This is a genomic window from candidate division KSB1 bacterium (assembly GCA_034506395.1).
GTDB lineage: Bacteria > Zhuqueibacterota > Zhuqueibacteria > Thermofontimicrobiales > Thermofontimicrobiaceae > Thermofontimicrobium.
This window is the reverse complement of sequence record JAPDPQ010000013.1, coordinates 62,360-77,482: the sequence shown is the minus strand read 5'-3', so window position 1 is coordinate 77,482 and position 15,123 is coordinate 62,360. Positions and strand designations below refer to the sequence as shown.

Genomic DNA, 15,123 nt, shown 5'->3' with positions numbered 1-15,123 from the left:
CAGCCGGCTGACTTATTCGATTCTAAAAACGCATTTTCGAACGACTAAAAATTATTGAATATTATGATTCCCACCATTCTACTCACTGGCTTTTTAGGTGCCGGCAAGACAACCTTGCTCAATCGCCTGATTGGGCACTATCGCAGTAAACGAACGGTGCTTTTGATCAATGAGTTTGGCAAGGTCGGAATCGATGGCGAGTTGCTGACGCCAGGCACGTACCAAAAGGTTGAATTGAACAAAGGCAGTTTGTTTTGTATCTGCGTCCGGACCGATTTTATTTTTGAAGTCGAGCGGATCGCCACCGACCTGCGACCAGAATTGCTCATCATCGAGGCAACTGGCTTGGCTGATACTTCGGAAATGGAGGAAATGCTGGCCCTGCCAAATTTGAAAAACCATGTCGAATTAAAAGCCAATATCTGTCTGGTGGATTGTCAAAATTTCTTGAAGATAAAAGATACGCTGCGGGCGCCCATAAGTCAGATTCAAACCGCTGATCTGGTGTTGCTGAACAAAATCGATTTGGTGTCGGATGCACAGGTGGAACAGGTTGCGGCTGCGGTCGTTTCCATTTCCCCTGGCGTCCCAATACTGCGCACCAAATATGCTGAATTTGATCTGACGATTTTAGACGCCATTCAGCATCCCAAAGCTGTGACCACTGGAGAATTGGGCGAAGGGCGTCCTGATCCAGTGGCGTCCGTGACGTTAGAATCGGAAGGGCAGTTTACGCACGAGAGTTGGGATCGATTCCGCGACCATTTACCAACCAATTTGATGCGACTCAAAGGATTCATCTTTATCGGCCAACAATGCTATTATGTAGATGCGACCATGGATCAATTCATCATGAAGCCCATTCTGGATGGTTCGATTCGTCAAAATCGGCTGGTTTTGATCGGCAGAAGACTGAACGAAGAGGAGATCGAGCGGCAGTTTTTCAGCAACCTATTTGTGAGGGCGGCGATTTGATCTGTTTCGATTCTAACAAAAAAAGCTGAAAAATTAAGTGAACCTTCCATATTGCTGAGCTAACAATGAACATTGACTCGCATCATCCAGCTCAAACAGAATTCTCGCATTTGAAACGAGAATTTCCAATTTTAGAGTTTGATCCAGATCGAGCGCCCATCATCGATCCGCAGCGGGAGATCAAGCCCATCGAAATTCCCGAACGATGTGTCATTTGTTTTTTTCAAGAGGTCATCAACAAGCTTATGCAGCAGCATCGATTGACGCGATTGGCCGAGATGAAGTCAGAGATTGGCAAGCATCCGATCTACAAGTTCGAATATAAAGCCCAGGAACTGGCGCTTTTTCATCCCGGTGTTGGTGCGCCTCTCGCGGCAAGCTTATTAGAAGCGGCGATTTCCCGCGGGTGTCGCAAATTCATTGCCTGTGGTAGCTGTGGGGTCTTGGATGCTGGATTGCCTTTTGGTTTGCCGTTGCTCGTTAAAGGGGCGGTTCGCGATGAGGGCACATCGTATCATTATCTCCCGCCAGCTCGTGAAGTCACTGCCCATCCAGAGGCCATTCGGGCGCTCGAAACAACTTTGAGCCGACAACAGCTCGCCTATCGAGTCGTAAAAACCTGGACCACAGATGGCTATTACCGTGAGACGCCTCACAAAATTGCCCTGCGGAAAGCCGAAGGGTGCTTAGCCGTAGATATGGAGGCCGCTGCCTTCTTTGCTGTCGCCCGCTTTCGCAATGTTATCCTCGGTCAGCTTTTTTACGCTGGGGATGATGTCAGTGGCGAGCGTTGGAAGCGTCGTTACTGGACCAGAGACAAAGCCATGCGCGAACAAATCTTTTGGATCGCCGTTGAGGCATGCCTGGAGCTATGAATCCAGAAGGGTAAAATCGCGCGTTGCCCGGGCTCTTCCACCAGATCACTCTCCCATATCGACTGGCTGCCTGGGATCAAGCATACGCTGCTCGCTTCGAATTTGGGATGTCAAGCATGGATATATTCTTTCTGGCCGCTTCGCTGAGAAAATTCACTTGACTTTTAGGCATTCATGCGTTATATTCTGGGCAATTTAAAAATGCCTTTCTGTCCCTCTTTCAACATATTCAGGAGAAAATCAGCATGAACCTTTCGACAAGATATTTAAATTTGCCCCTTGAAAATCCGATCGTCGTCGCCAGTTGTGGTTTGACAAAGAGCGTCGATCAGATCATAAAATGTGAAGAAGCCGGCGCTGGTGCTGTTGTCATGAAATCGTTGTTTGAAGAGCAAATCCGGGAGATGAATTCCGGCCTGAAGGACAGCGTATCAATGCACACGGAGGCGTTAGATTATATTCGGGCAGAAATTGATATGCAACTGGGTCCGAGAGAATATCTCGAGACTATCACCGCTGCCAAGAAGCGAGTTTCGATCCCTGTGATCGCCAGCATCAATTGTTTCTCCTCCAAATGGTGGACCGCTTACGCCAAGCAGATCGAATCTGCTGGAGCAGATGCCCTGGAGCTCAATATCTACATTATGCCGTTCAGTTCAGAGATGAGCGGCTACAATATCGAAAATAACTACATCGAAATATTGAGGGCGGTGAAGCAAGAGGTCGATATTCCGGTTTCTCTCAAGCTCTCGCCATATTTCACCTCGTTTGCTAATCTGGCTGAAAAACTCGATCATCAGGGCGCAGATGGCCTTGTGCTATTCAACCGTTTCGTCCACCCAGAGATTGATATTGATAAAGTAAGTTCTTCTGTGAAACCGTCGTTTAATGATCCAGAGGGATTTTACAATTCGCTGCGCTGGATAGCGCTATTATCGGGCAAGCTAAAACTGGACCTTGCTGCAAGTGGTAACATTCGAACCACCGAAGATGTGATCAAACAATTACTGGCTGGTGCGAAAGTGATTCAGATCGCCTCGGTACTTTACAAAGAAGGATTGGGGAAAATTCGCGAGATGCTGAGTGGCCTGGAGAATTGGATGAAACAGCATCAATTTGACAGCATTGATGATTTCCGAGGGAAATTAAATCAGGCCAATGATCCCAAGCCTGATGCTTATGTCCGCGCGCAATATCTGAAGGCGATTGCGGGCATTGAATAGCGAGACAATTCTTATCAGCAAATTAGTTGCTGGCCTAACATGTCAAAAACTGGCTATATCGTCATTCCTGTCCGTCGGCTGGCAGACAGGAATGACAGCGTTTGTTTAAATTGCGATTTTTGCAGTAGGGTCTAATTATCATCTAAATCAAAAATGCTGTTTGATGTCTTGGTTGCAGCTCCGAATGAAGACTCATTTGCAATCAATCTGTACAATGCGGAATAGATAGGATGATCATTCAATGGTGCGTTGACCAGTCGAAGGCCTCTCGATGGATGTTCAAAAGTTTTTGGCGAACCAATTTTTATTTGAATCTCTTTCGGGCGATCAAATTAAGCTGATTGCGGAGGCAGCTTCCATAAGGACGTTAAAAAAAGGAGAGCACCTTTTTTCGGAATTGCAACCGGCCAGCGCCTTCTTTATTGTGGTTTCTGGATCGGTAAAGATTTACAAGCTTTCGGCCCAAGGGGGTGAACAAATTTTGCATGTCCAATACCCTGGGGATCTGGTCGCTGAGGCTGTGATTTTTGATTTTGAAACCTACCCTGCCTTTTGCGCTGCATTAGAAGATACCGTATTGCTTCGGTTCGGAAAAGAGGATTTTCTCACGATATTGCGCCATTTCCCCGAAATCACATTCAAAATTATGAGCGCCTATTCGCGTCGGCTGCGAATGCTGGTTACAAAGATCGAGGAGCTTTCGCTCCATGACGTCAAATCGCGGCTCGCCAGCTATCTGCTCAACCATTATGAACGTCGCGAAAACCGCTATGTGATATCGCTCCCCATTTCTAAAAAGGACCTGGCTGCAATCCTGGGTACAATTCCAGAAACGCTGTCGCGCACTCTCAATTTCATGAAGCGAGAGGGGATCATTGCCGAAGAAAAAAATGAAATTTTTATCCTGAGTCTAAAGAAATTGAAACAGATGGTTCTTTCTTGAGATTATTCTTCTCCAATTTGCCCCGCATTTTCACCTGAATAATTGACCTCCAAAAAAGCACAGTTCTTTTTTAGTCCACCATGTCTATCTTTTGTCATCACAAATAATTTGATCAAGATGGTTCCAATAAAATTGCATTCGGATTTTCGTGAAATTTCCAGAAGAACTGAAAAAACTATTGACTTTGACATGTTGATTTTTTATCTTTCAGCCTGCAGTTTTTAACGGGAATAAGCAATCATGTCAATAATCAACCCAATTTTTTTGCAAAAAATGGGAACATAATTGGTCCAAAATAGATTGAATGTGCTGCATGCAGCTTAAGACAGTTACTCTCACACCCCAGCTCCTATCATTTGAATGGTGATTTGTGCAAATTGGATCACTTCTGAGGTTCAGACATGGATCGCATAGAATCGTCTCAAAGCGAGGAAAGTCGCGCATGAGCCGTTAGCGTGCTGGTTAAATTAAGGGTACCGAAAGAGATCACCCGCATTTTGATCCAGCATCTTGGATGCAAATCAAATGTACTGGAGATCTGAGACAAAAACCAAATAGGTGGCAGAATTTATATGGCCAAATTAACTCCAAAGGTCAAATTCCAGTTGTGGGTCATCGCTAATCTTTGGTTAGCGTATGTAATTTTCACGCTGTTTTCGCTCAGATTCAAGCATTGGGAGTTGCCAACCATTAGCGTAGTAAATTATTGTCTCTATTTCCTCATTACTTTACTGGCCGGTACTGTTTTTCTTAAAGGGCACTATAATAAACACATTTTCCTAAACATCGCCATCTTCGCTTTTGTCTATGTCCTGGGTTTCATTGTCATTTTTATTGGCAAAAATTACACTTTTGGCAATGATTATTTGCAATACTATGCATGGTCTTATCGAAAGATTATTATTAGTATCGTAACTGGGCTGACCATCATCTTTATCCCAGTGGACTATTTGATATTCAATAAAAAGACCTATGTGAAATATCTCATTGCATTGGGCCTTTGTCTGCCGATTGCTTTGATATATTATAAGAATTTCCTTCTCAGTCATCGCTATTTGTTCATCGACGATCATATTCGGCAGATTTTTCTCGGCTTCATCGGCATGAACTTTTGGTCCCTGTTCTTTATCATTCTCTACGCGTATCTAATTCTAAAATATGATAAACCAGTTTTGGGCCATGTAAATTTACTGGTATTCAGTTTTTTATTGTTTATATCAATCGATTCGTTGGATAATTTCTTCAACTATATCAGGCAGCCGTTGCCGATTTTCAGCGGAGTGCTATTGTTCGTGAATCTGCTGCTTTTTGTGTCGATTCTGCTCCACAATTTCTTTTATGTGAGCAGCGATTTTGGGCAGTTCTATGAGCAATTCCGATTTTCTGAAAGGAAGCTTGGCATCACTATTCTCAAACGTAAGACCAAAATAGAAAAGTGGATGGAGTACTTAAGCCATAATTTCGAAATTTCACCGTATCGTTTGTTTTTTTGGCTGCTCATGGCAATCACCATCTGTGTGTTTCTGATTATCTATCCACAGAGCTACGAACGGATCAGTTTTATCATTTTGGCTGGTTTGACTGCCGTCATTCTCATTTATCTGTCAATTCTCACCAAAAAACGTGCTTCAAATGATAGAATTGAACAGCAAAGTTCTCAACAGCCCTTGGGAAAAGAGCTAAAGCCCAAAGAAGAATATCAGATACAATTATCAAGAGATGGAGAAGATAAGAAATTAGAATGAAATGAATTTATGATTTCGGTTCATCAATTGTCTAAATGGTCTATAACTTCGCTTGAATTTTCGATCAATTAATCAAATTACTCTAATCTGAAGGAAGGTGCGTAATATGAGAAAAAAACGTACTAAGACACAAATCGCAGACATGGGGGAAGATCTTATTATTGGTAGCAGTCCTGAGGCAAAACGACTGAAACGAGCCGTCAGAAAATTAGCCAAAATCGACAGCAATGTGCTGATTATTGGGGAGACTGGCACTGGCAAGGAATTTATTGCGCGTCAGATTTTCAGTCTTAGCCCCCGTCGCAACCATCAATTCGTTGAGGTCAACTGCTCGGCGCTGGGCAAAACCATAAGCCTGAAGGATTTGTTTGGCGAAGAGCATCCAGATGGTTCCACAACGATCGGCCTGTTGGAAAAAGCCAATAATGGGATTCTTTTTTTGGATAATATTGCCGATATGAATTATGAGTTTCAGGATGAATTTCTTCAAGTATTACGAGACAAGAAGTTCAAGAGACTTAACGGCAACGAAATGATCAACGCCACGATGCGAATCATTGCTACGTCGGATCACGATCTCACGCCAGAGATCGAATCGGAAAAGTTTCGCAAGGAACTTTATTATCTTGTGAACATGCTCACCCTTCAGATTCCGCCACTGCGAGAAAGAAAACAGGATATTCCAGAGCTGTTCACGTTTTTCTTGAGAAAGTATTGCCAAGAGGAGGGCAGAGAAGAACCAGCGGTTCAATCGGAGATCTTCGAATCGATTATGGAATACGATTGGAAGGGGAACATTCGGGAGCTGGAAAATACCGTGAAGAACCTGCTATTGATGTCCCCGGAGGGAGAGCTTTCTGCGGAGTTTTTACCATTTAGAATCAAAAAGCATCCTTTCGATTTCTTGGAGCCGAGGAACCTCAAAGCCGTGATATCGGAGATTGAAATTTACCTGATCAAAAAAGCATTGAAGCGATTTGGAGGGAATCAGGTGAAAGCAGCCCGGCTGCTAGGCGTACCAGAGGCGACGCTTCGATTCAAAATGAAAAAGTACGCTATTCCCAAAGATTGATCAGGAACTGGATGCAGTTGAAACATGGGCGATCAACACACATTTTGATCGCCCGTTTTATTTGAGAGGATTTGTCACTTTTACTGCCTGAATGATAGCATCAGCGATTAGATTGCTGGCAAGCAAACCAATGCGAAATAGATCGACACGTGGTAGCTCTCCAGTGCTAAGGGCAAATACGACATCGCCATCGAACGGCGTATGAGCTGGGTAGGTTGTTCGGGTGATTCCTGTGGTTGCCATTTGGGCCAATCGTTTCGCCTCAGCTTTATTCAATTGGGCATTGGTTGCCACGACGGCTAGGGTGGTATTGGACAACCGAGCGAACGATAGCGATTGAGGGTTTGTAATAATGAGCGCAGGGTCGATAAATTGGTGAGTGTCTGGGTCCCGCGCCCCAGCAATGGTCTGGCCAGAGATAGGATCAATGATATTGCCCAACGCATTCACGACCACCATCACGCCGACAATAATTCTGTCATCGATCATGCCTGAGCAAGTACCAAGTCCACCGTTCATGGCAAAGCTGTGTCCAGCAAATTTTCCAACTGTTGCCCCGGTACCGGCTCCAACAAGTCCCCGAGAATCATTGTTGGGATGTGCCTGGTTGGCTGCCAGGTAGCCCATAGCGCGATCTGGCCGCACTTGGGCAGATCCCACCCCCAGATCGTAAATGACGGCTGCTGGCACCAAAGGGACCTTGGCAATCCCGGTGTCATAGCCGATATTCTGCTCCTCTAAAAATTGCACGACCCCTTGTGCACTATCCAACCCAAAGGCACTTCCACCGGTTAGCAGAATCGCATGGACGTGCGAAATGGTGCGCACTGGATCTAAAAGATCAAGTTCGCGGCTACCTGGTGCAAGTCCACGAACCTCAACGCTGGCGATGACGGGTTGCCGTGGCAAGATCACGGTACAACCAGTCCGGGCGACCTCATCTTGGGCGTGTCCGACCATGATCCCTGGGACATCGCAAATGCTATTTCTCAGTTGAACCATTAAGACCTTTGCTCCTTATTCCAAAAGCGAAGTCGATCAGTTAATGGCACTTTCCGTCTCGGCAGTTCCAAGATCAGGCTATCATCACTGAAAAAAAACAGATCTCCAATCATCAAGCCGATGGATTTGCGCAAAGGCTTCCAGTTTTGGCGATAAGCTTCGCTATCGACATGGGTACCATCGGTGCCCTTAGTCACTAATCTCACTCGCTCTGGATATTCTCGATTGATCATGAACGGAGAATGGGTTGTGTAGATGATCTGATTCTTCTCAGCTAAATTTTCCAGCACTTTTACCAGATCCTTTTGTCCAGCCGGATGGAGATGAATGCCTGGTTCATCGATGAGAAAAATATATTCGTTGGTGCTCGATTGTCGCGTTTGTGCCAAGAAATTGATGCAAAACGAGAGGTACCAGCGAAATCCGAGACTGCGCGATTCTGGGGTGTCGAGCACTGTGGTTTTATCGGAAATGTCGATATAGAGCACTTTACCATTGACAGAAAGCTTGATCTCGACGCTGGGTTCTTGGGACCAGACCATGCGAATTTGTTCCGTGATAGTTCTGCTTGCTTGTTCTGCCGCGCGCCGGCCATGCGTTGTGTCTTCGAAAATGACCTCGACATCATCAATTCCGCCAATTTTAAGCAGATTGCGCTCCGTGGTGAAGCCAGGCCGACCGTCCACCAGGCTGTAATAATCGACCCGATTTTTGATCAATGGGATTTCATCGAAATAGGCGATCTTTGGCAGGCACATGAGCAGAGATTTCATGTCAGGGATCGGAACCGGCTGGCCATCGATCAGGACTTTATAATCGGAGATTTGCGGCCCTTCTTTTTTCACGTAAAACGATGCCGCAGTTTTGAAGGCGTCAGAAATTTTGAGCAATTTATTTCTGGCAGCTTTCGAGATCACGAACTCCAGCGCGATTTCAGGGCATCTTTTTTGTGCATAGGAATCGGAGTACTGGCAGGTCATGGAATAGTCGAATTCGCTGCCAGGATTGAACGCCGTCATCGCCTTAAGGATGTTGGTCTTGCCGCTTTCGTTGGGACCGATGAGTACCGAGATCTTTGGGTCGATCGAGGTGGTTAATTCAAGAATAGATTTGAAGGCTCGAATAAATACGGTCTGGATGATCATAGTCTCGCTCTATTTTATGAATCTATCAATTGTGAGTTAATATAATAACCCCATCCGATCAAATCAAGAAAAAAATTTCTTGCTTCTGATTTACGATGAATAGATGCCCATGCAAATTGGGAGAGAGATGCCGAATGTCCTTTTGCAACGAGCAGCGGCTTTTTAATTCTTGACTATTTACCAAAAATATTGTATATTTGCCTTTCATAAATTTTTATTTTGAATTGAAAATCATCGTTACTCAAGGTGGATAATGTGGAGGTGGAAATGCTGGGTCAACCACAAAACGGTTCAGCTCTGGACAATCACGCCCCAGCGAAATTGCAAGAGGGGATGCCAGTATTGCGCATCGCTTTAGAGGAACCTCGCGACGCAGTGGATTTTCGTCTGACTGGTCGATTTTCAGTAATGAATGATCAAGGTGTTGCTATTTTAAAGGACGTCGCTTCGTCTGTCAAATGGCGGCTGAAATTGAAACAATTTTCGCCACCCCAATATGCATATTATCTTGTGTTGGGCAGATTCTATGATTACCATGAAGCGCAGGAGCTGGAGTATCAATTAATCGAGAAAGGGATTGGCAACCGCATCAAGATCCGAGGAGGCAAATTATACTGGGGGAATAAAGTTGTCAATGATAATACTGAATACTGGGTTGTGGTCGATGAATTGAACACAGAGGCCGAAGCCAAAGCATTTGCGCAACAACGGTTGTCAGGATTTCAATATCAAATTTTTCGCGAGAAAATTCACGAGCCATACGCATCATTCGAGCTATTCGATTCAGAGCTGGAAAAATTGAGCGAATCTGAAAACGTAATTCGAATCCTTCCTGAATCGGATGATGTGATAACTTATTTATTCGATTTGCACTCGGAGAATGAGATTCAAGCGCGCCAGCAGAAACATCGCAGCCTTGTTGGTCCATTGGAGTTCCGTTGCAATGATGAGGGCAAAATCATTGTGATTTGCGAATTGCCACTGGAGCAGTATATCGAATCTGTTGTCGCTGCCGAAATACGACCCGATTTGCCACCAGCCGTGATCCAAGCCCAGACGATCGCGGTAAGAAGTCGGGCGATTGCCTCGTTGGGGATTCGGCATCCAGATGACAATTTTCATCTGTGTTCCAGTTCCCATTGTCAACGATTTCAAGGAGTGATGGCTGCGGCAGAACCAATTAGCAAAGCGGTTCGAGAGACACAAGGTTTGGTTTTGCATGATGGCCGGCTTGTGGTCGATGCTTATTATTCCCTGATTTGTGGCGGCCACACAGAAGCATACTCCAGCCTTAGCCCCGATACCGGTCAGGAGCCTTATCCCGCTGTATTTTGCGCCAACAGCCAAATAAGTGATAATTGGCCAATCGATTTGACCACGGATGCTGCGATCCGTGACTGGGTAATGAACGAGCCTGATGTGTATTGTAACCTAACGAAACAAATTCCGAACAGCCAATTCATCAGCTCAATAAAACCATTTCGCTGGCAAGTGCATTATGACCATGAGGAGTTGGAGGAGATCATTTCAACCAAAATCGGTTATCCAATTGGTTCCCTGTTCGATATCATACCAGTTCGGCGTGGTGTTTCAGGCCGTATCTTTGAAGTTGAAATCCTAGGGAGTCTAAAAAATGTGCTGATAGCGGGCGAGCAGAACATTTGCCAGACGTTGGCTCCTGATCGTCTGGCCAGTAGCTGTTTTGTTATAGATCGGCAATTTGATGATGAAGGTTTTCCCATTAGCTTTACCTTTTATGGCGCAGGTGTTGGACATGGGGTGGGATTGTGCCAGGCGGGGGGGATCGCTCTGGCGCTTCAAGGCAAAAATTATGCTGAGATACTATCTCATTACTTTCGGGGGGTTGAAATAAAGAAAATTTATTAGAGGATTTTCGATGATTGGAGAAATGAGAGATCGGTTGGAATTATTGAAGTCACGCATCGAAGAGCTACGAGGCTATCTTTGAAATCGATAAAAAAAGTGAACAGATACAACAATTGGAGCAAGAGACTTTAAAGCCAGATTTTTGGAATGACCGTGATCGTGCTCAACAGACGATGCGCGAAATTAATCAGCGCAAAACCAAAGTAACCCAATGGCAGACCTTAGCCAGTAAAGCCGCTTATATAGATGAGCTTTTGACGTTAAGCGAAGAAGAACGAGATGAGCAGTTTTTGGCTGATGTGAACGCTGAGATCGATGAATTAGCTGGATTGGTTGAGAAGATTGAATTTGAAAATATGCTCAATGATCCTGACGATCATCTGAATGCGATATTGACTATTCATCCCGGCGCGGGCGGCACTGAGAGTCAGGATTGGGCACAAATGCTCATGCGGATGTATTTGCGCTGGATCGAACGACACAATTTTCATTCAGAGATTTTGGACCTGCAAGCGGGGGAGGAAGCTGGAATCAAGAGCGTCACCATCGAAGTGCAAGGCGAATACGCTTATGGCTATTTGAAAGCCGAAATTGGCGTGCATCGATTGATCCGCATTTCACCATTCGATGCAAATCGCCGACGACATACATCCTTCGCCTCGGTATTCGTCTATCCCGAGGTGAACAATGAGATCGAAATCGTCATCAATCCGAATGATCTGCGCATCGATACCTTTCGTGCCAGTGGTGCCGGCGGCCAGCATGTCAACAAAACCAGCTCGGCAGTTCGGATCACCCATATCCCCACAGGCATTGTGGTTCAGTGTCAAAGTGAACGTTCCCAGCACATGAACCGTGAGAACGCCATGAAAATCTTGATGTCGCGGCTTTATCAGAAAAAAAAGGAGGAGGAGCTCGAAAAAATGCAAGAGTTGGAAAAATCGAAGAAGGAAATTGGCTGGGGCAATCAAATTCGGTCATACGTGTTTCATCCCTATAATTTGGTCAAGGATCACAGGACCAAGATCGAAACCAGCAACATCCAAAATGTCATGGATGGCGATTTGGATCAGTTCATTCATGCTTATCTCAAGCAAACTATTTAGTGCTTGAATGAAAACTACTAAATCTCAGGCAAAAATCTCATTCTGGACGAATTGAGAAATCTGGTTACTTTGAGATTATTTCCTTTACAGATTTCCTCCGTGAGGTCGAAATGACAGATAGGTGAGTTTTTGTTCAGGCACTATTTTGCTGAGGCGAAGCTGTCATTTCCTTGCGTCATTGGCTATCGCCCTGAGCTTTGGCCAGTGAATCGAAAGGCAGCTCGAATACCCTGCTGCAGATCTCAAATGAGGCTTGAATGAGATGTGATGAACCATAAATTTTCCTGAAAAAGGATTTGAATGTGATACAACCAATTTAGCGCTAATGATTTTTCACTTGCGAAGCACTTTTCGTGGAACGATCAAACATTATTTACAACTATGTTTCATTAAATGGGAGGACTATTGCGGCCGACAGTTGCGGAGGTTGACCTCTCAGCGATTGCGAACAATATCATAGCGATCAAGCAGCGGGTCGCGCCAGCTCAGGTGATGGCCGTGGTAAAAGCTGACGCTTACGGCCATGGCGCTGTGCCGGTGGCTCGGGTCGCACTCTCTAGCGGGGCCAGCTATTTGGGCGTGGCGCTAGTGGAAGAGGGGATTGAGCTTCGAAGTCATGGGTTTTTAGAACCCATTCTTGTTTTTAGCGGGGCTTTTGCCCATCAATTAGAGGAATTCTTTCAGTATGACCTCGAGGTGACCGTTTACACAAAGGAAATTGTGGATGCGCTGACGCAACTGTCAGTCAGCTTTCAAAAGCCGATTCGCGTTCATGTGAAGATTGATACCGGCATGGGGCGCGTGGGGGTCAGTTGGGACAAAGCAATTGAATTCATTCGTTATGTGCGCCAGTCCCCTGGGATTGTATTGCAGGGAATTTATACGCATTTTGCTACAGCGGATGAAGCGGATAAGAGCTTCGCCAACCTCCAATTTCAGCGGTTCCAAGCAATTTTAGCCGCATTACGGGAACAAAACATTCACATCCCGCTCAAACACGCTGCCAACAGTGGGGCAATTCTGGATCTGCCAGAGACATACTTGGACATGGTTCGACCCGGGGTGATGATGTATGGCTATTATCCCTCGAATACAACCACCGAGAGTGTATCGATCCGACCAGCGATGACGCTAAAATCGCGGGTGAGCTTCATCAAATCGGTTCCCAAAAATTTCAGTGTCAGCTATGGACGGCAATATATCACTGCGAGACCGACGCGCATCGCTTCCATCCCGATCGGCTATGCGGATGGCTACAACCGATTACTCAGCAATCGCGCTGTGGTGACCATCCGAGGTAGAAAATTCCCGCTGGTGGGCCGGGTTTGCATGGATATGGTCATGGCCGATATCGGCCTGGAACATCCCGTGGAGGTCGGCGATGAAGTGATCCTGTTCGGTCGCCCCGAAGATAACGCGATGACGGTCAAAGAAATTTGTCAAATGTTAAAGACAATTCCGTACGAGGTGACATGCTGGATATCTCGGCGTGTCCCCAGAGTGTATGTTTGAAGATCAATGTGCTATTTTGTTCGGAATAGTGAAGGTCAGAGTTTTAATCTGGTCATGATTTTTTTTGTGCGATTTTCGCGCAATGTTTTAGTTTTACAAATTTACTTTAATATCAATGATGGAGATGCTTCGTGGAAGAATTAACAGAGCTACAAAAGATCCGTTATGAAAAACTGCAGCAGATCATCCAAATGGGGGTGAATCCGTATCCTCATTGCTATGATCGAACCCATTTTGCTGGAGATATTCTTCAGAATTTTGATAATTACGAAAATAAACCGGTTAGTGTGGCGGGCAGGGTGATGTCCATTCGCAAACATGGCCGGGCTGCCTTCGCCCACATCATGGATAGCAGCGGTCGCATCCAGATCTATGTTCGCCAGGATCAAGTCGGCGAGAAGCGATTTCAACTATTCGATCTGATCGATATTGGGGACATCCTTGGGGTAAAAGGCGAGGTCTTCAAGACACGAACTGGTGAAATAACGATTTTAGTGAAGCAGTTCGAATTATTATCCAAGACGCTGCGAACGCTGCCGATCGTGAAAGAAAAGATCGAAGAAGGCGAGCGACTGGTTTATGATGAATTTGCAGATAAAGAGATGCGCTATCGCCAGCGCTATGTAGATCTGATCGTCAATCCAGAGGTGAGGCAGGTATTCATTAAGCGAAGCCGCATCATTCAATTGATTCGAAAATTCCTGGAAGCGAGAGGGTATTTGGAGGTAGAGACTCCGATTCTTCAGCCGCTTTATGGCGGTGCGGCCGCTCGCCCCTTTATCACCCATCATAATGCTTTGGATATTGACTTGTACCTCAGAATTGCGGATGAGCTCTATCTAAAGCGATTGATCGTGGGCGGGTTTGAGGGCGTGTTCGAATTTGGCAAAGATTTTCGCAATGAGGGGATCGATCGATTTCACAATCCTGAATTTACCATGCTTGAGCTTTATGTGGCCTATCAGGACTATAATTTCATGATGGAACTTGTGGAAACCATGGTCAGTACCACTGTTGAGCAGTTAAATGGAACCATGCGATTGGTGTATCAGGGGAATGAGATCGATTTTACACCGCCTTGGCCACGCCGCAAGATGGCCGATATTTTATTCGAATATGCTGGGCAACCGATCATTGGCCGAAGCAAGACCGAACTGCTGGCAATCGCTAAAAAATTAAATATCCCGATCGAGGCCGGGGCCGATGTTGGCAAAATCATCGATGAGATTTTCAGCGAATTGGTGGAGCCCCATCTCATCCAGCCAACATTCATTGTCGACTATCCGATTGAATTGTCCCCGCTGGCCAAAAAGCATCGCAGTGAACCGGGCTTGGTGGAACGATTTGAAGGTTACGTCGCGGGCAAGGAGATTTGCAATGCTTTTTCTGAACTGAATGACCCGATTGATCAGCGGGCTCGATTTGAACAACAATTAGAATTCGCACGAGCTGGCAATGAAGAAGCGCATGTGATGGATGAGGATTACATCCGTGCTTTGGAATATGGGATGCCGCCCACCGCAGGGTTGGGAGTCGGCGTCGATCGTTTGGTGATGATTCTCACTGATTCACCATCGATTCGGGATGTCATCTTCTTCCCGCATATGCGGCCAGAAAAATGATGCGTTTTCCAGCACA

12 protein-coding genes are annotated in these 15,123 nt (G+C 45.6%); 10 read left to right on the top strand and 2 right to left on the bottom strand.

What is annotated here, in order from left to right:
• Positions 1 to 63 precede the first annotated feature (63 nt).
• The 6 genes from ONB37_10455 to ONB37_10430 all read left to right on the top strand — a co-directional run bounded on the left by ONB37_10455 (position 64) and on the right by ONB37_10430 (position 6,833).
• Positions 64 to 975: a GTP-binding protein gene (locus tag ONB37_10455; GenBank protein MDZ7400574.1), complete on the top strand. Its 912-nt coding sequence runs from the start codon at positions 64 to 66 to the stop codon at positions 973 to 975.
• A 65-nt stretch (positions 976 to 1,040) separates the two neighbouring features.
• The gene (locus ONB37_10450; GenBank protein ID MDZ7400573.1) at positions 1,041 to 1,850 is read left to right on the top strand and encodes a nucleoside phosphorylase; all 810 of its coding nucleotides are present in this window, start codon (positions 1,041 to 1,043) and stop codon (positions 1,848 to 1,850) included.
• Between the two features lie 245 nt (positions 1,851 to 2,095).
• The gene (locus tag ONB37_10445; protein ID MDZ7400572.1) at positions 2,096 to 3,073 is read left to right on the top strand and encodes a dihydroorotate dehydrogenase-like protein; all 978 of its coding nucleotides are present in this window, start codon (positions 2,096 to 2,098) and stop codon (positions 3,071 to 3,073) included.
• A 271-nt stretch (positions 3,074 to 3,344) separates the two neighbouring features.
• A complete protein-coding gene (locus tag ONB37_10440; protein MDZ7400571.1) occupies positions 3,345 to 4,016 on the top strand; it encodes a Crp/Fnr family transcriptional regulator in 672 nt (223 codons plus the stop codon).
• 572 nt (positions 4,017 to 4,588) lie between these two features.
• Entirely contained in the window at positions 4,589 to 5,761 is a 1,173-nt protein-coding gene (locus tag ONB37_10435) for a hypothetical protein (protein MDZ7400570.1), read from the top strand.
• 106 nt (positions 5,762 to 5,867) lie between these two features.
• Positions 5,868 to 6,833, top strand: coding sequence for a sigma 54-interacting transcriptional regulator (locus tag ONB37_10430; protein MDZ7400569.1), 966 nt, complete (start codon positions 5,868 to 5,870; stop codon positions 6,831 to 6,833).
• 57 nt (positions 6,834 to 6,890) lie between these two features.
• Here ONB37_10430 and ONB37_10425 read toward each other — a convergent pair whose 3' ends face one another.
• On the bottom strand, positions 6,891 to 7,835 hold the full coding sequence (locus tag ONB37_10425) for a P1 family peptidase (GenBank protein ID MDZ7400568.1): 945 nt from the start codon (positions 7,833 to 7,835) through the stop codon (positions 6,891 to 6,893).
• On the bottom strand, positions 7,835 to 8,980 hold the full coding sequence (locus ONB37_10420) for an ATP-binding protein (GenBank protein MDZ7400567.1): 1,146 nt from the start codon (positions 8,978 to 8,980) through the stop codon (positions 7,835 to 7,837). The genes ONB37_10425 and ONB37_10420 overlap by 1 nt, the downstream gene beginning before the upstream one ends.
• A 267-nt stretch (positions 8,981 to 9,247) precedes the next feature.
• Between ONB37_10420 and ONB37_10415 the strand changes: the two genes are divergently transcribed.
• From ONB37_10415 to lysS, 4 genes are all read left to right on the top strand, one after another.
• Positions 9,248 to 10,867 (top strand): SpoIID/LytB domain-containing protein, encoded by a 1,620-nt coding sequence (locus tag ONB37_10415; protein MDZ7400566.1) that lies wholly within the window; start codon positions 9,248 to 9,250, stop codon positions 10,865 to 10,867.
• 10 nt (positions 10,868 to 10,877) lie between these two features.
• A protein-coding gene (gene prfB, locus ONB37_10410) for a peptide chain release factor 2 (protein ID MDZ7400565.1) occupies positions 10,878 to 11,973 on the top strand; the annotation gives its coding sequence in 2 pieces (ribosomal slippage) (positions 10,878 to 10,946 and positions 10,948 to 11,973; 1,095 coding nt in all).
• 405 nt (positions 11,974 to 12,378) lie between these two features.
• The gene (gene alr, locus ONB37_10405; GenBank protein MDZ7400564.1) at positions 12,379 to 13,485 is read left to right on the top strand and encodes an alanine racemase; all 1,107 of its coding nucleotides are present in this window, start codon (positions 12,379 to 12,381) and stop codon (positions 13,483 to 13,485) included.
• Between the two features lie 131 nt (positions 13,486 to 13,616).
• Complete coding sequence (gene lysS, locus ONB37_10400) at positions 13,617 to 15,107, top strand: lysine--tRNA ligase (protein ID MDZ7400563.1); 1,491 nt, start codon at positions 13,617 to 13,619, stop codon at positions 15,105 to 15,107.
• Positions 15,108 to 15,123: the final 16 nt, after the last annotated feature.